Origin of the sequence: Variovorax fucosicus (assembly GCF_030316825.1) — a bacterium.
Lineage (GTDB): Bacteria > Pseudomonadota > Gammaproteobacteria > Burkholderiales > Burkholderiaceae_C > Variovorax > Variovorax fucosicus.
Genome location: NZ_JASZYU010000001.1, coordinates 327,433 through 347,227, shown reverse-complemented (window position 1 = coordinate 347,227; position 19,795 = coordinate 327,433). Strand labels below are relative to the sequence as shown.

General features: G+C 68.2%; 18 protein-coding genes. 11 read left to right on the top strand and 7 right to left on the bottom strand.

What is annotated here, in order from left to right:
- Nucleotides 1–7: 7 nt before the first annotated feature.
- From QTI05_RS01620 to QTI05_RS01605, 4 genes are read right to left on the bottom strand one after another with little or no spacing between them, the layout of a single operon-like run.
- Nucleotides 8–1,420: an ABC transporter substrate-binding protein gene (locus QTI05_RS01620; RefSeq protein WP_286622664.1), complete on the bottom strand. Its 1,413-nt coding sequence runs from the start codon at nucleotides 1,418–1,420 to the stop codon at nucleotides 8–10.
- A 34-nt stretch (nucleotides 1,421–1,454) separates the two neighbouring features.
- Complete coding sequence (locus tag QTI05_RS01615) at nucleotides 1,455–1,688, bottom strand: 4Fe-4S dicluster domain-containing protein (RefSeq protein WP_286542440.1); 234 nt, start codon at nucleotides 1,686–1,688, stop codon at nucleotides 1,455–1,457.
- A gap of 31 nt (nucleotides 1,689–1,719) precedes the next feature.
- On the bottom strand, nucleotides 1,720–3,456 hold the full coding sequence (locus QTI05_RS01610; RefSeq protein ID WP_286622663.1) for a fumarate reductase/succinate dehydrogenase flavoprotein subunit: 1,737 nt from the start codon (nucleotides 3,454–3,456) through the stop codon (nucleotides 1,720–1,722).
- Nucleotides 3,453–4,244 (bottom strand): GntR family transcriptional regulator, encoded by a 792-nt coding sequence (locus tag QTI05_RS01605; protein ID WP_286622662.1) that lies wholly within the window; start codon nucleotides 4,242–4,244, stop codon nucleotides 3,453–3,455. The genes QTI05_RS01610 and QTI05_RS01605 overlap by 4 nt, the downstream gene beginning before the upstream one ends.
- A 218-nt stretch (nucleotides 4,245–4,462) precedes the next feature.
- On the opposite strand from QTI05_RS01605, the gene QTI05_RS01600 reads away from it, so the two are divergent.
- The 11 genes from QTI05_RS01600 (at nucleotide 4,463) to QTI05_RS01550 (ending at nucleotide 16,276) form a co-directional block, all read left to right on the top strand.
- Nucleotides 4,463–5,632: an ABC transporter substrate-binding protein gene (locus QTI05_RS01600; protein WP_286622661.1), complete on the top strand. Its 1,170-nt coding sequence runs from the start codon at nucleotides 4,463–4,465 to the stop codon at nucleotides 5,630–5,632.
- A complete protein-coding gene (locus QTI05_RS01595) occupies nucleotides 5,632–7,461 on the top strand; it encodes an ABC transporter permease (RefSeq protein WP_286622660.1) in 1,830 nt (609 codons plus the stop codon). Before QTI05_RS01600 ends, QTI05_RS01595 begins: the two co-directional genes overlap by 1 nt.
- 13 nt (nucleotides 7,462–7,474) lie before the next feature.
- Complete coding sequence (locus QTI05_RS01590; RefSeq protein ID WP_286622659.1) at nucleotides 7,475–8,053, top strand: OsmC family protein; 579 nt, start codon at nucleotides 7,475–7,477, stop codon at nucleotides 8,051–8,053.
- Nucleotides 8,037–8,879, top strand: a complete 843-nt coding sequence (locus tag QTI05_RS01585; protein ID WP_286622658.1) for an ABC transporter ATP-binding protein — start codon at nucleotides 8,037–8,039, stop codon at nucleotides 8,877–8,879. Before QTI05_RS01590 ends, QTI05_RS01585 begins: the two co-directional genes overlap by 17 nt.
- The gene (locus tag QTI05_RS01580; protein ID WP_286622657.1) at nucleotides 8,876–9,727 is read left to right on the top strand and encodes an ABC transporter ATP-binding protein; all 852 of its coding nucleotides are present in this window, start codon (nucleotides 8,876–8,878) and stop codon (nucleotides 9,725–9,727) included. Before QTI05_RS01585 ends, QTI05_RS01580 begins: the two co-directional genes overlap by 4 nt.
- 17 nt (nucleotides 9,728–9,744) lie before the next feature.
- Complete coding sequence (locus tag QTI05_RS01575) at nucleotides 9,745–10,605, top strand: VOC family protein (protein WP_286622656.1); 861 nt, start codon at nucleotides 9,745–9,747, stop codon at nucleotides 10,603–10,605.
- Nucleotides 10,606–10,689: 84 nt separating this feature from the next.
- Complete coding sequence (locus QTI05_RS01570) at nucleotides 10,690–11,925, top strand: SfnB family sulfur acquisition oxidoreductase (protein WP_444812883.1); 1,236 nt, start codon at nucleotides 10,690–10,692, stop codon at nucleotides 11,923–11,925.
- A 4-nt stretch (nucleotides 11,926–11,929) separates the two neighbouring features.
- The gene (locus QTI05_RS01565; RefSeq protein ID WP_286622654.1) at nucleotides 11,930–13,195 is read left to right on the top strand and encodes an SfnB family sulfur acquisition oxidoreductase; all 1,266 of its coding nucleotides are present in this window, start codon (nucleotides 11,930–11,932) and stop codon (nucleotides 13,193–13,195) included.
- Between the two features lie 46 nt (nucleotides 13,196–13,241).
- Nucleotides 13,242–14,105 (top strand): MetQ/NlpA family ABC transporter substrate-binding protein, encoded by an 864-nt coding sequence (locus QTI05_RS01560; RefSeq protein WP_286622653.1) that lies wholly within the window; start codon nucleotides 13,242–13,244, stop codon nucleotides 14,103–14,105.
- Nucleotides 14,106–14,114: 9 nt separating this feature from the next.
- Nucleotides 14,115–15,506: an LLM class flavin-dependent oxidoreductase gene (locus QTI05_RS01555; protein WP_286622652.1), complete on the top strand. Its 1,392-nt coding sequence runs from the start codon at nucleotides 14,115–14,117 to the stop codon at nucleotides 15,504–15,506.
- Complete coding sequence (locus tag QTI05_RS01550) at nucleotides 15,503–16,276, top strand: ferredoxin--NADP reductase (protein ID WP_286542465.1); 774 nt, start codon at nucleotides 15,503–15,505, stop codon at nucleotides 16,274–16,276. Before QTI05_RS01555 ends, QTI05_RS01550 begins: the two co-directional genes overlap by 4 nt.
- A 13-nt stretch (nucleotides 16,277–16,289) precedes the next feature.
- Here the strand turns inward: QTI05_RS01550 and QTI05_RS01545 are convergent, their stop codons facing one another.
- The 3 genes from QTI05_RS01545 to QTI05_RS01535 form a co-directional block, all read right to left on the bottom strand.
- A complete protein-coding gene (locus tag QTI05_RS01545; protein ID WP_286622651.1) occupies nucleotides 16,290–17,510 on the bottom strand; it encodes an acyl-CoA dehydrogenase family protein in 1,221 nt (406 codons plus the stop codon).
- A gap of 66 nt (nucleotides 17,511–17,576) precedes the next feature.
- On the bottom strand, nucleotides 17,577–18,533 hold the full coding sequence (locus QTI05_RS01540; RefSeq protein ID WP_286622650.1) for a TauD/TfdA dioxygenase family protein: 957 nt from the start codon (nucleotides 18,531–18,533) through the stop codon (nucleotides 17,577–17,579).
- Nucleotides 18,534–18,542: 9 nt separating this feature from the next.
- Nucleotides 18,543–19,559 carry a CysB family HTH-type transcriptional regulator gene (locus QTI05_RS01535; protein ID WP_286622649.1) on the bottom strand — a complete coding sequence of 339 codons (1,017 nt, stop codon included), beginning with the start codon at nucleotides 19,557–19,559 and terminating at the stop codon, nucleotides 18,543–18,545.
- Nucleotides 19,560–19,795: the final 236 nt, after the last annotated feature.

Below are 19,795 nucleotides of genomic sequence, written 5' to 3'. Positions count from 1 at the left end.
CGCAGCCTCAGCCGGCCAGCGCGGCGCGCACGCCGGCAAAGTCCGCCACCTTGCCGCCGTTCTTCGCGGCCCAGCCTTCGGCCTGGTCCTTGAGCAGGAAGGCATCGATCTCGCCCTTGGCGCCGACCACGAACCACGCATCGGCTGCCAGCAGCTTGTTGCCGCTGTTGCGATCCTGTGCGTAGACCACGCGCGCCTTCTTGCCGGCCTTCTCCAGCTTCTGCAGGTCGCCGAAGGCGTTCTCGGGCGAGGCGTAGTGCCGCACCAGCGGCTCGCCGGCCACCCAGATCTGGGCCACGCGGCTCACGTCGGCGATGGGCTTACCCGTTGCAGCGTCCTTCGCCACCAGCGGCGCGCGCTTGTAGTTCTTCAGCTGCTTGTCGTAGTCCAGGCCTGCCTCCTTGAAGGCGGTGCGGATGTAGCCGTCCTGGACGAAGGCATCGGCGTCGATGTCGTTGTCGGTGCGCTTGAGCAGGCGCAGGGTCTCGAGCGATGTCTTCACCGCCTGGCGGTACTCGGGCTTCCAGCTCAGGTCGCGTGTCTGCAGCCCGAGCGGGCCATGGAACAGGTAGTTGACCTCGGCCTCGATGCCGGTGACCTTGGCGATCAGCTCGCTGTACTTCTCGGGTTCCGCGGCCACGAGGCGGTCGGCTTCGAGCGCCGCGCGCAGGTAGGCCGTAACGACCTCGGGGTATTTCTTCGCATACTCCTCGTCGACCAGGCTGCCGTGGAAGGTGGGTGCGTTCGCCTGCGAGCCGTCGTAGATCTTGCGGGCGAAGCCGCGGTACGGAAAGAGTTCGGCGAAGGGCACGAAGTCCGCATGCGCCTCGACCTTGCCGGCCTGCAGCGCGGGGCCGGCCACCTCGGGCGCCTGCGTGGTGATGTTGACGTCCTTCAGCGGGTCCCAGCCCTGGGCCTGGATGGCGCGCAGCAGCATGCCGTGCGAGGTCGATGCGAAGGGCACGGAGATGGTCTTGCCCTTGAGCTCGGCCAGGGACTGCACCTTCGAATCCTTCGGCACGACGATGCCGTTGCCGCTGCCGGTGGTGCTGCCCGACAGCACGGTGACGAAGATGCTCTTGCGCCCCGCCTTCTGGAAGGCCGCGCCGTTGAAGCTGCCCGGAAAGTCGGCCATCGAGCCGAGGTCGAGCTTGCCCGCGACCATCTCGTTGGTCAGCGGCGCGCCAGAGGTGAAGTTCTTCCACTCGATCTGGTACTGCGCGTCCTTGTACTTGCCCGTGCGCGGCAGGTACTTGTCCAGCAGCTTCAGCTCTCGGATCAGCAGGCCACCGGTGGCGCAGTTGATGGTGGTGTCCTGTGTGCCGATGGCGATGCGGATGGTCTCGGCCTGTGCGGCCGGCAGTGCCAGCAGCAGGCCGAGGGTCGCGCCCCACAGGGCGAGTGTTCTCTGGGTCTTCATCGTGATGCTCCGGTTGAAATGCAGGGGCTGCGGCTCAGCGCAGCAGGTAGGGAATGTCGACAGTGACCGCGCCGGTGGGGCAATCCTTCTCGCAGGGCATGCAGTACCAGCACTCGTCGAACTTCATGTAGGCCTTGCCCTTGCTGAGGTCGATCGCGAGCACGTCGAGCGGGCAGACATCCACGCAGACGGTGCAGCCCTTGTGGGCGATGCATTTGTCGTCGTCCACGCGCACGGGCACGCTGGTGGGGTTGAAGGCGAGAGGCATGTGGGGTTCTTTTTCTGTGGGGTGACGAAGATCAGGCGGCGACCGGCTCGCGCACGGCGGCGGGCACGCGCAGATGCTGGTAAGCCGACATCTCGTGGCTCTCCAGCGGCACGATGTAGGGTTCGATGGGGCGTTTGAAGCTCACCATCGAGTCGCCTTGCTTTTGCAGTTGCGCGTGGCAGAACCAGTCGCGGTCGTTGCGCTCGGGAAAATCCACGCGGTGGTGGTAGAGGCCCCATCGGCTTTCGGTGCGGTAGAGCGATGCGCGCGCGGCCATCTCGGCGCAGTCGCGGATGGCGTGCACCTCCATCGCGCGCATTAGCTCGTGGGGGCCGGGTGCGCTGAGCTGCTCCAAGTCTTCGTGGATCTGCTCGAAGCGCGCGAGGCCGATCTCCATCTTGCGCGTCACCTTGGGAGGCTGCAGGTAGTCGTTGACCATGCGGCGCAGCTTGTATTCGACCTGCGCCGGCGGGAGGCCGCCGGTGCGAAGGAGCGGGGCGCTGACGCGGGCGTGTTCGCGCGCCACCTGTTCCTCGTCGAGCGCGGGGAGTTCGGTCTCGGCGCAATGCCGCGCCGCGCTTTCACCCGCGAGGCGGCCGTAGACGAAGGCGCCGAGCATGTAGTTGTGCGGCACGCAGGCCAGATCACCCGCGGCATGCAGGCCCGGCACCGTGGTGCGCGCATGCTCGTCGACCCAGACGCCCGAGGCCGAATGGCCGCTGCACAGGCCGATCTCGGAGATGTGCATCTCCACCATCTGCTCGCGGTAGTCGGTGCTGCGCCCGGCATGGAAGCGTCCGCGGCTCGGGCGCTCGTTGGTGTGCAGGATCTGCTCGATGGTGGCAATGGTCTCCTCGGCCAGGTGGTTCAGCTTGAGGAAGACCGGGCCGTTGCCGCCCTGCAGCTCGTTGTAGAACTCCATCATCATCTGGCCGCTCCAGTAATCGCACTCGATGAAGCGCTCGCCCTTGTTGTTGGTCGTGTGGCCGCCGAAGGGGCCGGTCACGTAGGCGCAGGCCGGGCCGTTGTAGTCCTTGATGAGCGGGTTGATCTGGAAGCACTCGATGCCCGAGAGCTCCGCGCCCGCGTGGTACGCCATGCTGTAGCCGTCGCCCGCGTTGGTCGGGTTCTCGTAGGTGCCGAAGAGATAGCCCGAGGCCGGCAGGCCCAGGCGTCCGGCTGCGCCCGTGGCCAGCACCACCGACTTGGCGCGGATCACGTGGAACTCGGCCGTACGGCAATCGAAGGCCATGGCGCCCGCGATGCTGCCGTCGGCCGCGGTGAGCAGGCGCGTGACAACCAGGCGCTGCGACATCTCCACGCGCGTGCGCTTCAGGCGCCGGTACAGAACGTTCTTGATGTTGTGGCCCTCGGGCATCGGCAGCACGTAGGTGCCCATGTGGTGCACCTTGCGCATCGCGTAGTCGCCGGTCTCATCCTTCTCGAACTTCACGCCCCAGCGGTCGAGCTCCTCGATCATTGCGTAGCTGTTGCGCGCATAGGCCATCACCGTCTTCTGGTTGACGATGCCGTCGTTGGCGGTGGTGATCTCCTTGACGTACTGCTCGGGCGTCGCAAAGCCCGGCACCACCGCGTTGTTGAGCCCGTCCATCCCCATCGAGATGGCGCCGCTGCGCTTGACGTTCGCCTTCTCTAGCAGCAGCACTTCGAGTGCGGGGTTGGCTTCCTTCGCCTTGACGGCGGCCATCGGGCCGGCCGTGCCGCCGCCGATGACCAGCACGTCGACGGTGCGGGTGATGATGTTCATGGTTTGGCCTTCGGCGTGTTGCGACGATCGGGAGCGGGCGCGGTTCGGGCGATGCGCAGCCGGTGCTGGAAGGCATCGCCCCGGAAGTAGAGGTCTTCGAAATCGAGCGGCGCGCCGTCCGCGGTGTGGGTCAGGCGCTCGATGCGCAGTACGGCCGTGCCCTCGTCGACGTCCAGCGCGCGCGCCAGCACCTCGTCGGCCAGCATCGCGTCGATCTGCAGATCCGCGTGGCCGAGCGCCAGGCCGTAGTCGTTCTCCAGGATCAGGAAGATGTCGCGGCCGGCCAGGTCAGCCCGGCGCAGCCGCTCTCCGATGGCATGGGGGAGGTAGGTCACCTCGTAGGACACCGGGGCGCGGTTGAGATGCCGCACGCGCTTGATCTGTGCCACCGGCGTGCCTTCGGCCAGGCCCAGGTGCTGCGCCACCCGCGGCGATGCGGGCACCGTCTTGTGGCTGGTGACCTGGTTGCGGATCTCGTAGCCCATGCGCACCATCGCCTCGGCAAAACCTTCGAGCTGCGACAGCTGCTGGAACGCCTTTGGCTTGGCGACGAAGGTGCCCTTGCCCGGAATCTTGAAGATCAGGTTCTCGCGCTGCAGGTCGCTGAGCGCCTGGCGCACCGTGATGCGGCTGACCTTGAACAGCGCGACCATTTCGCTTTCGGAAGGCAGTTGCGCATGCGGCGCGTAGGTGCCGTCGAGGATGCGCTCGCGCAGCGTCTCCCGCACTTGCGTGTAGAGCGGCACGGGGGAAAAGGCAATCGGCTCGAGAGCCCTGGCGGAAGACATTCGGCTGACCTGTCATGACTGGTTGGGTGAGGCCGGATGCTAGGCAGCAATGCTTGTTCCGCTAAATAACAAAAACGTGCATCGATATGCGTAAAACGCTGCGCCGGCCTGTTGGCCGATATGCGGGAACCGACTAAGCCAGTTCCTTTTTCTTCGTTCCCCATCGCAGCGTCGGCGCGAAGAATCGCGGGCTTCCTGTTGCCCTGGATCACACGCGCATGCTGCACCGTCAAACCTTCCTCCGCCTGGCCGCCTTCGCCTTGATGGCGCCGCTGTTCTCGCTCGCTGCGCCTGCGGCCGGCGAGCCCGTATGGTTCGGCGTCAGCGGCCCGCTGACCGGGCAGAACGCGCAGTACGGCGCGCAATGGAAGGCCGGCTTCGACCTGGCCCTCGACGACATCAATGCAAAGGGCGGCATCCATGGCCGGCCGCTCGCCTATGTGTTCGAGGACAGCCAGAGCGACCCGCGCCAGGCGGTCGGGCTGGCGCAGAAATTCGTCAACGACCCGCGCATCCGGATCGAGCTGGGCGACTTTTCGAGCCCGGCCTCGATGGCGGCATCGCCGATCTACCAGCGCGCGGGCCTGGTGCAACTGGGCTTCACCAACTCGCACCCCGACTTCACGAAGGGTGGCGACTACATCTGGAGTCCCTCGATCAGCCAGGCCGACGCGCAGCCGCTGCTGGCAGACCTGGCGGTGAAGACGCTGGGCTTCAAGCGCGTCGCGGTGCTGTTCCTGAACACCGATTGGGGGCGTACCAGCCGCGACGTGTTCGTGAAGGCGGTCGAGGCGCGCGGCGCGCAGGTGGTGATCGCCGAAGGCTACCAGCCGGACGAGAAGGACTTCCGATCGACGCTGGTGCGGGTGCGCGACGCCAGCCCCGACGGCGTGGTGCTGATCTCGTACTACCCGGACGGCGCCCTGATCGCCGGACAGGTGCGCAGCGTCGGGCTCAAGCAGCCGATCGCTGCCAGCGGCTCGGTGTACTCGCCGAAGTTCCTCGAACTCGGCGGCGCAGCGGTGGAAGGCATCTACACCAACACGACCTTCTTCCCCGAGGAGCCGCGCGTCGAGGTGCAGGACTTCGTCAGGCGCTTCCGCGCAAAGTATGGCAAGGAGCCGGACGCTTTCAATGCCTACGCCTATGACGCCGTGCAGCTCGCCGCTGCCGCGCTCAACGAGGCCGGCCCGCAGGGCGACCGCAAGGCGGTGCGCGATGCGTTCTACAGGATCAAGGACGTCCCGAGCGTCGTGTTCGGCAAGGCCAACTTCGACCGGCAGACCCGGCGTGTGATCGGCGTCAAGAGCGTCGACCTGGTGGTCAGGGACGGCAAGTGGGCATTGGGCGACGGCAAGACGAAAACCGCTGCGGCGTCTGCGCGCTGATGGGCCTCACCTCCTTCTTCGACTACACGGTCAATGGCCTCATCATCGGCAACATCTATGCGTTGCTGGCAGTCGGGCTCGCGCTGATCTTCGGCGTCTCGCATCTCATCAATTTCGCGCACGGCTCGGTCTACACCGTCGGGGCCTACATCGGTTGGGCCGCGATCACGTTTCTCCACACGCCACTGCCGATCACCATTGCGCTCGTGGTCATTGGCTCGGGTGCGCTCGGCATGTTGATCGAGCGCGTGGGGCTGCGGCCGCTGCAGGGCGCGGCGCGCATCGCGCCGCTGCTGGCGACCATCGGCATCAGCTTCGTGCTCGACATCGTCGTGCAACTGGTGGCCAGCCCGGATCCGCGCGCGCTGCCGACGCAGCTGCCCGACTGGCGCCTGCAGATCGGCACCGGCACCATCGGCGCGCTCGACCTGCTGATCGCGGGTATCGGCCTCGCGAGCGCCGCGCTCCTGTTCGGCTTCCTGCGCTTCACCAGACTGGGCTGGGCCGTGCGTGCGACGGCGCAGGATCGCGATGCCGCGCAGCAGATGGGCGTGGACGTGAACCGGGTCAACCAGAGCGTGTTCGCCATTGCCTCCGCACTCGGTGGACTCTCGGGCCTGCTGGTCGGCATGTACTACAACAACATCAGCCCGGCCATGAGCTTCCAGGCCACGCTCAAGGGCGTGGTCGCCACGGTGGTGGGCGGCGTCGGCAACGTGCCGGGCGCGATCGTCGGCAGCATGCTGCTGGGCCTGATCGAGAGCTACGGCGTTGCGCTGTTCGGAACGCCCTACCGAAACCTGTTTGCATTCGCGCTGCTGTTACTCATCCTGGTCTGGAAGCCGAACGGGTTGTTCGGCCGCAAGCGCGCGCTGCCGCCCGAGCCGCTTACCGGCACCTTCATCGCGCCGAGCAAACCGTGGCGGGTGTCGCCCTGGTTGCTGGCCGCGCTGTTCGCTGCCGCCGCGGTGCTGCCGCTGTTCGATCCGTCGCCCTACCTCCTGCAGACGCTCACCAACGCGTGGCTCTATGCCGCGCTGGCGCTCAGCCTCACGCTGGTGGCCGGCACCGTGGGCCAGATCTCGCTTGGCCACGCCGGGCTGCTCGCGATCGGTGCCTATGCCTCGGCGCTGCTGGTGCTGGATCTGCATCTGCCGGTCGGCACGAGCATCATCGCCGCCGGGCTGCTCACGGCGCTGATCGGTACGGCGCTGATCTTTCCGGCATTCCGGTTGCGCGGCCACTACGTGTCGATCGCCACGCTCGGCATCGGAGAGATCGTGGCGCTGACCATCCTCAACTGGGAGAGCCTGACGCGCGGGCCGATCGGCGTCTCGGGCATTCCGCCGCTGTCGCTGTTCGGGCGCGACGCCTCGTCCAACAACGCCTTCTACTGGGCCGCGTTCGGCGCGATGGTGCTGCTCGCGCTGCTGCAGTGGCGGCTGCTGCGCTCGCACCTGGGCCGCACCTTCCGCGCGGTGCGCGAGGACGAGGTGGCCGCGCGCGCCTACGGCGTGAGCCCGGACCGGTACAAGGCCATGGCCTTCGGTTTCGGCGGTTTCGCGGCCGGCGTGAGCGGGGCCTTCACCGCGCACCTCTACTCGTACATCAACCACGAGACCTTCACCTCGCAGATCTCGATCCTCGCGCTGACCATGGTGATCCTCGGCGGCCTCGGGAACATCAGCGGTGCGCTGCTCGGCGCGGTGGCGCTGGTGAGCCTGCCCGAGCTGTTCCGCGTGACGGCCGAGTACCGGATGCTGATCTACGGCGTCGCTTTGCTGCTCCTCATTCGTTTCCGCCCGCAAGGTTTGCTGGGCACTGTCTGAAAGAAAGAACACCATGAGTCACCTGAACGACTACCTCGCCGAGAAACGCACCGCCGTGCTGGCGCGCAATGCGGCGATCGACGCCGGTACGGCTCGGCCCGCCCAGCTCAAGGCCACTGTGAGCGCCGAAGGCCGCAGCGGCGTGCGCCGGCTGCGCATCCGCGACCACCAGATCATCAGCGACAGCCCGCCGGACTTCGCCGGCTACAACCTCGGCCCGAGCTCGCCGGAACTGCAACTCGGCGTGCTCGGCACCTGCGTCACGCACATCTTCCTGATCCATGCCGCCGAGCGACAGGTGCCGCTGGAGAGCCTGGAGGTCGAAGTCTCCGGCATCATCGATCCGCGCGGCGGCCGGCCGGGCCATGAGCAGACGCCGATCTGGCCGCACGAGATCGGCTACACCGTGCACATCGATTCGCCCGCGAGCCGCGCCGATATCGACGCGCTGTTCGAAGCGGTCGAGCGCAGTTGCCCGATCCTCAACCTGCTGCGCAACCCGCAGACGATCCGGGCCGAGGTCAAGCTGATCAACTCGCGGGCCGATTCGGCGAACGACAGGCAGAAAGCAGCGGATGCCGTCGCTGCTTGAGATCGACGGGCTCACGCGGCGCTTCGGCGGCCTCACGGCAGTCGATACGGTTGACCTGACAGTCGGCACAGGCGAACTGGTCAGCGTGATCGGGCCCAACGGCGCCGGAAAGACCACGCTGTTCAACCTCGTGACCGGGCTCGACCAGCCCGACGGCGGGCAGGTGCGCTTCGAAGGCGATGACATCACCGGCTGGCCGGCGCCACGCCTTGCACAGCGCGGCCTCGCGCGCACCTTCCAGCACGGCCGCGTGTTCGCCAACCTGAGCGTGCTCGACAACGTGCTGGTCGGTGCCCACACGCGCTTGCGCGCAGTGAAGCCGCGCATGGGCGGCGTGCCCGGTGTGGCGGCGCTGGCCGAACTGGCACTGGCGCTCGTGCAACCGCCAGCGGTCACGCGCGAAGAACGCCGGCTGCGCGAAGAGGCGCTGGACATCATTGCGCTGTTCGGCGAACGCCTGGCGCCGCGCATCGACCACCCGGCCTACAGCCTGTCGTACGCGAACCGGCGCCGCGTCGAGATCGCACGCGCGCTCGCGTTGCAGCCGCGCCTGCTGCTGCTCGACGAGCCTACGGCCGGCATGAACGAGAGCGAGACGGCCGAGATGCTCGAGATCATCCGCACGCTGAAGGCGCGCGGCCAGACCATCCTGCTGATCGAGCACAAGCTGGATCTGGTGATGCAGCTGTCCGACCGCGTGGTGGTGCTCGACGACGGCCGCAAGATCGCCGAGGGCCTGCCCGACGCGGTGCGCAACGATCCGGCGGTGATCGAGGCGTACCTCGGCCATCGCGGGGTCGGCGAGCGCAAGGCGGTGGCGGCATGATCGCGACGGTCGCCCGCAGCGGTCTCTCGCCGTTGCCGCGCTGGGGGGAGGGCGATGACGACCTTGGCCCGGTGCCCGCACCCGCCTCGGCGCCGGCTTCTGGTGCCGGCGTCCGGCCGCTGCTCGAACTGCGCGGGATCAACAGCTTCTACGGCCCGGTCCAGGCGCACTTCGACCTCGACCTCGAGGTCCGCTCCGGCCAGATCGTGAGCCTGCTCGGCGGCAATGCGAGCGGCAAGTCGACCACCATGAAGGTGGTGCTCGGCCTGCTCAAGCCGCGCTCGGGCGAGATCCGCTTCGAGGGCCAGTCGCTGCTCGGTCTCGGCACGCCGCAGGTGATCCGGCGCGGCATCGGATCGGTGCCGGAGGCGCGCCGCCTGTTCCCGGCCATGACGGTGCGGGAGAACCTGCTGATGGGCGCCTACGCGCGCAACGACCGCAAGGCCGTGGCCGAGGATCTCGGCCGCATGCTCGACCTGTTCCCGCGCGTGGCGGAGCGCATCGAGTTCCAGGCCGGCACGCTTTCGGGCGGCGAGCAGCAGATGGTGGCGATGGCCCGCGCGCTCATGGGGCGCCCCAGGTTGCTGTGCATGGACGAGCCGACCATGGGGCTCTCGCCGCTCTATGTCGACAAGGTGCTGGAGCTCATCGCGCAGATCAACCGGCAGGGCGTCTCGGTCTTCATGGTGGAGCAGAACGCCAGCCTTGCGCTGCAGATCGCGCACTACGGCTATGTGCTGCAGACCGGCCGCATCGTGCTGCGCGGCCCCGCCCGCGACCTGCTGGCCGACGCCCGCATACGCGACGCCTACCTCGGTGGGGGCGACGCCGCCCGCACCGCCTCCTGAACTTCGAAAGCAACGCCATGCCCCTGCCGCTCGACCACATCGTCATCGCCGTCAACGACCTCGAAGCCGCCATCGCCGACTACACCGCGCTCGGCTTCAACGTGCAGCGCGGCGGCGACCATCCGGGCCGCCCGACGCACAACGCACTGGTGGTCTTCGCCGACGGCAGCTACTTCGAGCTGATCGCCTGGAAGGAGCCCGCGCCGCAGGAGCGCTGGTGGCAACTGCTGCAGCGCCACGGCGAAGGCGTCGTCGACTACGCGCTGCTGCCGCGCAGCACCGCCGAAGCAGTGGCCGGTGCGGCACGCCGCGGCCTCGTGCTGGACGGCCCGCTTGATGGCGGCCGCCTGCGCCCCGACGGCGAGCGGCTGCGCTGGCAGACCGCGCGGCCGCCTTCGCCCGATCTGCCTTTCCTGTGCGGCGACATCACGCCGCGCGCGCTGCGCGTGCCCGAGGGCGACGCGCGTGTGCATCCCAACGGCGCGCTCGGCGTGGCCAGCCTTGCGATTGCGGTGCACGACCTCGATGCGACGCTGGCGCGCTACCGGGCGCTGTTCGGCGATGGCCATGCCCATGTCGGCCCGGTGGTTGCACTTCCAGGCAGCGGCGTGCGGCTGGCGGTCATTTCGATCGGCGGCAGTGCGCTGGTGTTGTCCGCGCCGCGCGATCCGATCGGCGGGCCGTCGAGTCCGCTTGCGCAACGGCTCGCCGCGCGCGGCGAAGGGCCCTATGCCCTGGTGCTGCGCACCGCCGATGCGGCACAGACCAGCGGCGCGCTCGACCCGGCGCGCGCCCATGGTGCGCTGATCGAGTTCGAGCTGGTGGACGCGCAATCGCAGGCGGTGCATCGATCGACCGACAGATCCGCGTATCGATAGCCGAAATGCTTCCAGCCCGACGGTGCCGCAACCCCGGATCGTCGCCGTCTCCGGCGGCCTTCTTCCGACCGCCCCATGTCCGACATGCCTGAAAAACTTCTTCCCGAGGCGCGGCTGCCGCGCCACCCCGACCCTTCGCGTGTGCGCCGCATTGCCAGCGACGCCGAGGCGCTGGAGGCCGCGCGCCGCCTGGCCGCGGAGTTCGCGCCCGGCGCCTCGCAACGCGACCGTGACCGCATCCTGCCGTGGGACGAGCTCGACCGTTGGTCCGAGAGCGGCCTGGGCGGCATCACCGTGCCGCGCGCCCACGGCGGCGCCGATGTGTCCCATGCGACCCTGGCCGAGGTGTTCGTCATCCTGTGCACGGCCGATCCGGCGCTGGGGCAGATTCCGCAGAACCATTTCGGCCTGCTGGGCGTGCTGCGCGAGATCGGAGCCGAAGAACAGCAGCGCCGCTTCTACGCCGAGGTGCTGGCGGGTGGCCGCCTGGGCAACGCCGGCCCCGAGCGCAAGTCGAAGACCATCCTGCACGGCGAGACGCGGCTGCAGCGCACCGCCGACGGCCTGCGCCTGACCGGCCAGCGTTTCTATTCCACCGGCGCGCTGTTCGCCCACCGCATTCCGGCGCGTGCCCTCGACGACGAGGGCCGGCCGGTGCAGGTCTGGGTGCCGCGCGACGCGCCGGGCCTCTCGGTGATCGACGACTGGGCCTCGTTCGGCCAGCGCACCACGGCCAGCGGCTCGGTGAAATTCGACGCGGTGCCGGTCGACGCCGGCGACGTGCTGCCGGTGTGGCAACTGGCCGACCGGCCGGGCCTGTTCGGCCCCAACTCGCAGCTCGTGCAGGCCGCGATCGACCAGGGCATTGCCATCGCCGCCGTGGCCGACGCCATTGCCTTCGTGCGCGAGAAGGCCCGGCCCTGGCTGGATTCGGGCGTCGAGCGCGCGGCCGACGATCCGCACCTGATCCAGGACGTCGGCCGCCTGCAGGTCGACCTGCACGCCGCGCACGAGGTGTTGCACGAGGCAGCTCGCACGCTCGACGCGATCGCGGCCGGGCCCGTCACGGCCGAGGCCAGCGCGCGCGCCTCCGTGGCGGTGGCCGAGGCCAAGGTGCTGACCACCCGGATCGCGCTCGACGCCAGCGAAAAACTGTTCGAGCTGGCCGGATCATCCGCCACCCGCGCGCAGCACAACCTCGACCGCCACTGGCGCAACGCGCGCACCCACACCCTGCATGACCCGGTGCGCTGGAAGGCGCACCTGATCGGCAACTACCTCCTGAACCATGTGCTGCCGCCGCGGCATTCCTGGAACTGACGGCATGACGACCGACGCAACACTCGCCGAACCGCAGACCACCGAGGCCCTGGCCGAGCCGGCCCCCGCGCCCGCACCACCACGGCCGCCCGAACGGATTCGCAACGACGCCCATGCCCTCGAAGTTGCCCATGCCCTGGCGGCGGAGTTCGCGCAGGGCGCGGCACTGCGCGACCGCGAACGCATCCTGCCCTGGGCCGAGCTCGAGCGCTTCACCGCGAGCGGGCTGTGGGCCATCACGGTGCCGCGCGAACACGGCGGCGCCGGCGTCTCGAATGCCACGCTGGCCGAGGTGATCGCGATCATCTCCGGGGCCGACGGCTCGCTCGGCCAGATTCCGCAGAACCACTACTACGCGCTCGAGGTGCTGCGCGTGGGTGGCACGGCGGCGCAGCAGCGCTTCTTCCACAGCCGCGTGCTGGCGGGCGAGCGGCTCGGCAATGCGCTGGCCGAGATCGGCCACAAGGACTTCAAGCGGCGCACCCGCCTCACCCCGGACGGCGACGGCTTCCGGGTCGACGGCCGCAAGTTCTACTGCACCGGTGCATTGTTCGCGCACTGGATCCCGACGCTGGTCGTGGCGCAGGAGCACGGGCGCGAGGTCACCCGCCTGGCCTTCGTCCCGCGGCGCGCCGAAGGCGTGCGCATCACCGACGACTGGGATGGCTTCGGCCAGCGCGTGACCGGCAGCGGCTCGGTGGCCTTCGACAACGTGCGGGTCGAGGCCGACTGGGTGGTGCCGTTCCTGGCCTCGTTCGAGCGGCCGACGACGATCGGCCCCTTTGCCCAGATCCTGCATGCAGCGATCGACCTGGGCATCGGGCAGGGCGCACTGGAAGCGACCTTGCCGTTCGTGCGCGAGCACGCCCGACCCTGGATCGATGCGGGCGTCGAGCGTGCCAGCGAGGATCCGCTGACGATCCAGCAGGTTGGCGAGATCGCCGTGCGCCTGCGCGCGGCCCAGGCGCTGGTGCGCCGGGCGGCGCGCATCCTGACGCAGGCGCAGCGCGAGCCGACCGAACGCAGCGTGGCCGAGGCCTCCATCGCGGTAGCGGAGGCGCGCGCGCTCACCACCACCGCCTCGCTCGACGCCGGCACGCGCCTGTTCGAGTTGGCCGGCACCGGCGCCACGCTGGACGGGCTGGGGCTCGATCGCTTCTGGCGCAACGCGCGCACCCACACGCTGCACGACCCGGTGCGCTGGAAGTACCACGCGGTCGGCAACTACTACCTCAACGACCGGCTGCCGCCGCGCCACGGCGCGCTGTGAGGCGGTGCCGCCAAAAAGATTGCCTTTTCATCTTCCCGGAGTCGACATGATTGATACCAAGTTTTCACCGGCTGCGCCCGGTTCACGCCGCCGCATCCTGCAGATCGGCTCGGCCGGCGTGCTGGTCGCCGCGGGCATGCCGCTGCGTGCCGCGCTCAAGGAGCAACCCGGCACCACGAAACTGCTCAAGGTGGGCGTGACCACCGGGCCGCACGAGCAGGTGTTCGAAGTGGCCCGCCGGATCGCCGAGCGCGACTACGGGCTCAAGATCCAGATCGTTCCGTTCACCGACTACAGCCGGCCCAACGCCGCGCTCGATGCCGGCGACATCGACGCCAACAGCTTCCAGCATCGCCCGTTCCTGGCGGCGCAGGTGCGCTCGCGTGGCTACAAGATCGTCGGCTTCGGGCGCACCTGGATCGGCCCGATCGCGATCTATTCCAGGAAGTACAAAAGCTTCAAGGATCTGCCGGAAGGCGCGAACATCGCCATCCCCAACGACCCGTCCAACGAAAGCCGTGTGCTCCTGCTGCTGCAGAAGTCCGGTGCCATCACGCTCAAGACCGGCATCGATCCGGTGGCCGGCATCAATGCGACGCCGCGCGACATCATCGAGAACCCGAAGCGGTTGCGCTTCATCGAGATCGAGGCGGCGCAGCTGCCGCGCACGCTCGACGACACCGATGCCTCGGCCATCAATGCCGACTATGCCAACAAGGCCGGCCTCAATCCGGTGCGCGACGGCATCCTGGTCGAGGCCAAGGAGGGCCCCTACGCCTGCCTGATCGCGGTGCGCGAGCAGGACAAGGACCAACCCTGGGTGACGCAGCTGGTCAAGGCCTACCAGACCGAAGAGGTGCGCGAGTTCATCGTCAAGACCTTCGGCGGCGGCGTGATCCCGGCGTTCTGACCGCGCAGCATGGCATCGAAGAAGCAGATCCTGCTCAACGCTTTCAACATGAACTGCGTGGGTCACATCAACCACGGGCTGTGGACGCACCCGCGCGATCGCTCGGGCGAATACAACACCATCGAGCACTGGACGGACATCGCGCGCACGCTCGAGCGCGGCCTGTTCGACGGGCTTTTCATCGCCGACATCGTGGGTGTCTACGACATCTACCAGGGCAACGTCGACACGACGCTGCGCGAGTCGATCCAGCTGCCGGTGAACGACCCGCTGCTGCTGGTGTCGGCGATGGCGGCGGTCACGCAGAACCTGGGCTTCGGCGTGACGGTGAACCTTACCTACGAGCAGCCCTACCTGCTGGCGCGCCGCTTCTCCACGCTCGACCACCTCACGCGCGGGCGCATCGGCTGGAACATCGTCACCGGCTACCTCGACAGCGCAGCCCGCGCGATGGGGCTGTCCGCACAGACCGCTCACGACGAGCGCTACGACCGCGCCGACGAATGCCTGGAGGTGCTCTACAAGCTCTGGGAAGGCAGCTGGGAGGATGGCGCGGTGCGGCGCGACAAGGCCGCGCGGGTGTTCGCCGACTCGGCCCGGGTTCACAAGGTGCAGCACGAGGGCCGCTACTACAAGGTCGACGGCTACCACCTCAGCGAGCCTTCGCCGCAGCGCACGCCGGTGCTGTTCCAGGCCGGCAGCTCGGGGCGGGGCCAGCGCTTCGCGGGCCGGCATGCCGAGTGCGTCTTCATCTCGCCGCCCAACAAGGAGGCCGCGCGCAAGAGTGTCCAGTCGCTGCGGGAACAACTGGTGCAGGCGGGTCGCCATCCCGATGACGTGAAGGTCTTCGTCGGCGCAGCGGTGGTGACCGGCGCGACGCACAAGGAGGCGCAGGAGAAATACGCGGACTACAGGCAGTATGCGAGCCGCGAGGCGGGGCTCGCGCACTTCTCGGCCAGCGTCGGCATCGACTATGCAGGCTACGACCTTGACGCGCCGATCGAATACGGCAAGACCAACGCGATCGAGTCGGCCGCACGGACGGCCGAGCAGCACGGCTGGACGCGGCGCCGGCTGCTCGAGCTGTTCGAGCTCGGCGGCCGTTATCCGGCGATCGTGGGCGATCCCTCGGAAGTGGCTGACACGCTGCAGTCGTGGGTCGACGAGACCGGCGTGGACGGGTTCAACCTGAGCCGCACCGTGGTTCCGGAAAGCTACGAGGACTTCGTGGACCTGATCGTGCCCGAGCTGCAGCAGCGCGGCGTCTACAAGACCGAATACGCGCAGGGCAGCCTGCGCCGCAAGCTCTTCGACGAATCCGACCGTTTGCCCGACCGCCATTTCGCAGCCCGCTACCGGCGCCAGGCCGTTGCCGGAACGCCTGACCGACCGATGCCATGAGTGCCTTCAGCGAAGAAACCGTCCTCAGCGTCCACCACTGGACCGACCGCCTGTTCACTTTCACCACGACGCGCGACCCCGCGCTGCGTTTCTCGAACGGTCATTTCACGATGATCGGCCTGCGGGTGAACAACAAGCCGTTGCTGCGCGCCTACAGCATCGTCAGCGCCAACTACGAAGAACACCTCGAGTTCCTCAGCATCAAGGTCGAGGAAGGCCCGCTGACCTCCAAGCTGCAGCACATCCAGCCGGGCGACAAGATCATCGTGGGCCGCAAGCCCACCGGCACGCTGCTGATCGACTACACGCTGCCCGGCAAGCGCCTGTACCTGCTGGGCACCGGCACGGGCCTCGCGCCGTTCATGAGCGTGATCCGCGACCCCGACACCTACGAGAAGTTCGAGAAGGTGATCCTGGTGCACGGCGTGCGCCAGGTCGACGAGCTGGCCTACCACGACCTGGTGCTCGACCACCTGCCCCAGCACGAGTTTCTGGGCGAGCTGATCAAGAACCAGCTGCTCTACTACCCGACCGTGACGCGCGAGGACTTCCGCAACATGGGCCGCATCACCGAGCTGATGGAAAGCAACAAGCTGACCGACGACCTCGGCCTGCCTCCGCTCAATGCCGCCGAAGACCGCGTGATGCTGTGCGGCAGCCCCGGCATGCTGACCGACCTGAAGCACATGCTGGAGGCCAAGGGCTTCAAGGAAGGCAACACCAGCACCCCCGGCGACTTCGTCGTCGAACGCGCCTTCGCTGAAAAGTAGCGAAGGCCGTCGCTCAGGCGGCGTTCGCGCCGACCGTCCAGTAGAAGGTGGGGTCGATGCCGTTGAGCGCATGGTCGCCGACCACGCGCGCCTTGTAGATGACGGGGTTGTGCGAAGCGAGCGTGCGGGCGTTGCGCCAGTGGCGGTCTAGCCGCACGTCTTCATGCAGGGCGGAGGCGCCGCCGACGTCGAACAGCCGGGTGGCCGACTGCAGCACTGCGTCGCCGATGACCACCTGCGCCTTGGCCATGCGCAGCTCCACATCCACCAGCATCTCGACGGGGATCGGCTGGCCGGCTGCGCGCAGCCGGTCGATATCGCCGAGGCCCGCCGCCACGGCCTGCACCGTGGCCGACGTGGCGAATGCCGTGCTGGCCAGTTGGCCGATCAGTTGCTGCACCAGCGGGTCTTCACGGGGCGTGTTGCCGCTGCCGTGGCTGTAGACGCGCTTGCGAATCTGCACGAAGGCGACCGCATCGCGCTCGATGGCCCGCGCGATCCCGGCCAGCGTCGCCAGGTGCACCAGCTGGAAAAACGCCGTCATCGGCGTGGGGCCGGTGCGCGCGCTCGGCAGCACGTTGGCGGGGGCTGTGTGCACGCCGCGAAAGCGCGTCGTGCCGGAGGCGCTCAGGCGCTGGCCGAAGCCGCGCCAGTCGTCCAGCCGTTCGACGCCTTCGGCGTCCGCGGGCACCAGCACCAGCACCCGTTCACCAGCGCCATCGTCATCGATGCGCTGTGCGGCGACGCCGATCCAGTCCGCGTAGAGCGTGCCAGTGCTGTAGAACTTGTCGCCATCGAGCCTCCAGCCGCTGCCCTCCCGGCGCAGCGTGGTCTGCAGGCTGCCGGGCGCACCGTGGCCGAGTTCGGTGGTGGCGTTGCCAAAGATCGCTCCGGCGGCCGCGCGGCCGAGCCACGGGGCATGCAGGCCGGGGTCGACCTCGGCGAAGAGCCGTTCGATGAAGCCGAAATGCGCGCGCAGCACCTGCGGCAGATTGGAGTCGGCCTCGCCGAGCTCGACCAGCAGGTCGAAGAACTGCTCGACCGATGCGCCAAGACCGCCGGCCGCGATGGGCACGCGCAGCGCACCGAAGCCGGCGTCCCGTAGCCAGCCGACCGCATCGTAGGCGAGCGCGCGGTCGTTTTCGCGCTGCAGCGCACCCTCGGCGATGCGCTGGAAGACCGGCCGGAATCGTTCGGCAAGCTGCCTGGAGGAAGGGGGCGCTGGAAGTGGCATCAGGAAGGCGCAGGCAGCAAGGGGCGTCGTCGCAGACGCCCTTTCCGAGAGAGGAAAAGAACGCCGTCAGGCAGTGGCGGAAATGAGTTCGTCGATGCGCGCGTCGTTGGTCGCCTCGGGGCGAACGCGCGTTCGGCTGCGCTGGCCGTCGAGGGCCACTGCCGGCTCGCCGTGCACCGTCACGCGGCGCACCAGGCGCGGCTGGGTGCCGTAGTCGTTGATCGCGAAATGCTGGGTGGCGCGGTTGTCCCAGATCGCCACGTCGTCCTGCTGCCAGCTCCAGCGGACGGTGTTCTCGAGCCGTGTCACGCGGTTCTGCAGCAGCTCGAAGATGCGTGCCGACTCGGTGCTCGACAGGCCGACCAGCTTCTTGACGAAGTGGCCCAGCAGCAGCGCCCGCTCGCCCGACACCGGGTGCACATGCACGACGGGATGCTCGGCTTCGTAGATGGCCGAGACAAAGACGTTGCGGTGGTGGCGCAGGCGTTCTTCTTCCACCTGCACGCGATCGGCGCCGTAGTCGTAGTCGTTGCCATGGATGGCCCACAGGCTGTCGGCCAGTTGCTTGAGGTGGGCAGGCAGGCGCTGGTAGGCCACCGCCGTATTGGCCCAGACGGTGTCGCCACCGTAGGCCGGAATGGTCACGCCGCGCAGGATCGAGATCTTCGGAAAGGCATCGACGAAGGTCACATCGGTGTGCCATGAATCGGCCCGGCCGCCGCCCTTGGATGCATCGAGCTCGAACAGCTTCGTGCCTTGTGGCGAAGGCACGGTCGGATGCGCCACCGTTCGTCCGAAGCGTGCGCCGAAGGCCTGGTGCTTCCGGTCGTCCAGATGCTTCTGGCCGCGGAAGAACAGCACCTTGTGCTTGACCAGCGCATTGTTCAGCTGCTCGATCACGTGGGCCGGCAGATCCCCGCCGAGCTTGATGTCCTGCACCTCGCCGCCGATGTGACCGGCTACGCGCCGGATGCGCAGATCGCCGATGCTGGTGTCGATGGATGAAGAGGTGTCGTGGCTCATGGGGCGATCTCAATGTTGGGCGGAAGGCGCGCTGCCGGCGCCCGGCGCATGCGCGAGCAGTTGTGCCAGCGCCTCCTCGGGCAGGGGCTGGCTCTCCTCCTCGGCCGCTTCGCTGCCGAGCGCCTCTTCCACCGCGGCGCGTGTCAGCGTGGGCGCGAAGGCTTCGATGAAGGCATACACGAAGGTGCGCAGGTAGACGCCGCGGCGCACCGCCAGCTTCGTCAGGTTGATGCCGAAGAGATGCCCCGCATCGACCGCGCGCAACTGGGTGTCGCGCTCCGCCTCGAAGGCGATGCCCGCAACGATCCCGACGCCCATGCCGAGCTCCACGTAGGTCTTGATGACATCGGCGTCCATCGCGGTGATGGCCAGGTCGGGCTTGAGGCCGGCCTCGGCAAAGGCCTGGTCGATGCGCGTGCGCCCGGTGAAGCCGCTGTCATAGGTGACGAGCGGGTAGGCGGCCAGCCGTTCGATGGTCAGCGACCCGTCGAGCAACGGGTGGCCCGGTGGCGCGATCAGGGAGTGGGTCCAGCGGAAGGAGGGCAATGCCACGAGTTGCGGATAGTCGCCCAGCGCTTCCGTGGCGATGCCCACATCGGCCTCGCCGTCGAGCAGCATCTGCGCGATCTGCTTGGGCGAACCCTGGCGCAGGTGCAACTGCACGTTGGGGAACCGGCCGCGGAATTCCTGCACGGCCATCGGCAACGCGTAGCGTGCCTGCGAGTGCGTCGCGGCGATCGAGAGCAGACCCTGCTCCTGCGCGAGGAACTCCTGCCCGGCCTGGCGCAGGTTGTGGCTCTCGAGCAGCACGCGCTCGATGATCGGCAGCAGGTGGTCGCCCGGCGCCGTCAGGCCGGTCAGGCGCTTGCCCGCACGCGCGAAAAGGGCGATGCCGAGTTCGTCCTCCAGTTCGCGAATCTGTCGGCTGACGCCGGGCTGGGAGGTGTGCAGCGCCTGGGCTGCTTCGGTGAGATTGAAGCCGCATCGAACGGCTTCGCGCACGGAGCGCAACTGTTGGAAATTCATGGAACGGCCGATTCTGCGGGCGTGCCTTCAGATTCCGAACTACCGATTCGTTGCTTTCAAATAAGGGAATGATCTGAGCCGTCGTGCGGGCGCCCGCCTGCGGAGCCAACGGAAACCGCATCAGCAAACTCGCATTCCTTCGTTGGAAAGCGTGTCGCGCATCCGCAGAATCCGCCGGGTCACCGCTGCGAACCTCATCGCCTCGGGCGCCTCACCTTCCTTATCGATTGGCTCAT

Coding starts and splice junctions, on each gene's coding strand:
- QTI05_RS01620 (WP_286622664.1), bottom strand. CDS start 1,420: ATGAAGACCCAGAGAACACTCGCCCTGTGGGGCGCGACCCTCGGCCTG.
- QTI05_RS01615 (WP_286542440.1), bottom strand. CDS start 1,688: ATGCCTCTCGCCTTCAACCCCACCAGCGTGCCCGTGCGCGTGGACGAC.
- QTI05_RS01610 (WP_286622663.1), bottom strand. CDS start 3,456: ATGAACATCATCACCCGCACCGTCGACGTGCTGGTCATCGGCGGCGGC.
- QTI05_RS01605 (WP_286622662.1), bottom strand. CDS start 4,244: ATGTCTTCCGCCAGGGCTCTCGAGCCGATTGCCTTTTCCCCCGTGCCG.
- QTI05_RS01600 (WP_286622661.1), top strand. CDS start 4,463: ATGCTGCACCGTCAAACCTTCCTCCGCCTGGCCGCCTTCGCCTTGATG.
- QTI05_RS01595 (WP_286622660.1), top strand. CDS start 5,632: ATGGGCCTCACCTCCTTCTTCGACTACACGGTCAATGGCCTCATCATC.
- QTI05_RS01590 (WP_286622659.1), top strand. CDS start 7,475: ATGAGTCACCTGAACGACTACCTCGCCGAGAAACGCACCGCCGTGCTG.
- QTI05_RS01585 (WP_286622658.1), top strand. CDS start 8,037: ATGCCGTCGCTGCTTGAGATCGACGGGCTCACGCGGCGCTTCGGCGGC.
- QTI05_RS01580 (WP_286622657.1), top strand. CDS start 8,876: ATGATCGCGACGGTCGCCCGCAGCGGTCTCTCGCCGTTGCCGCGCTGG.
- QTI05_RS01575 (WP_286622656.1), top strand. CDS start 9,745: ATGCCCCTGCCGCTCGACCACATCGTCATCGCCGTCAACGACCTCGAA.
- QTI05_RS01570 (WP_444812883.1), top strand. CDS start 10,690: ATGCCTGAAAAACTTCTTCCCGAGGCGCGGCTGCCGCGCCACCCCGAC.
- QTI05_RS01565 (WP_286622654.1), top strand. CDS start 11,930: ATGACGACCGACGCAACACTCGCCGAACCGCAGACCACCGAGGCCCTG.
- QTI05_RS01560 (WP_286622653.1), top strand. CDS start 13,242: ATGATTGATACCAAGTTTTCACCGGCTGCGCCCGGTTCACGCCGCCGC.
- QTI05_RS01555 (WP_286622652.1), top strand. CDS start 14,115: ATGGCATCGAAGAAGCAGATCCTGCTCAACGCTTTCAACATGAACTGC.
- QTI05_RS01550 (WP_286542465.1), top strand. CDS start 15,503: ATGAGTGCCTTCAGCGAAGAAACCGTCCTCAGCGTCCACCACTGGACC.
- QTI05_RS01545 (WP_286622651.1), bottom strand. CDS start 17,510: ATGCCACTTCCAGCGCCCCCTTCCTCCAGGCAGCTTGCCGAACGATTC.
- QTI05_RS01540 (WP_286622650.1), bottom strand. CDS start 18,533: ATGAGCCACGACACCTCTTCATCCATCGACACCAGCATCGGCGATCTG.
- QTI05_RS01535 (WP_286622649.1), bottom strand. CDS start 19,559: ATGAATTTCCAACAGTTGCGCTCCGTGCGCGAAGCCGTTCGATGCGGC.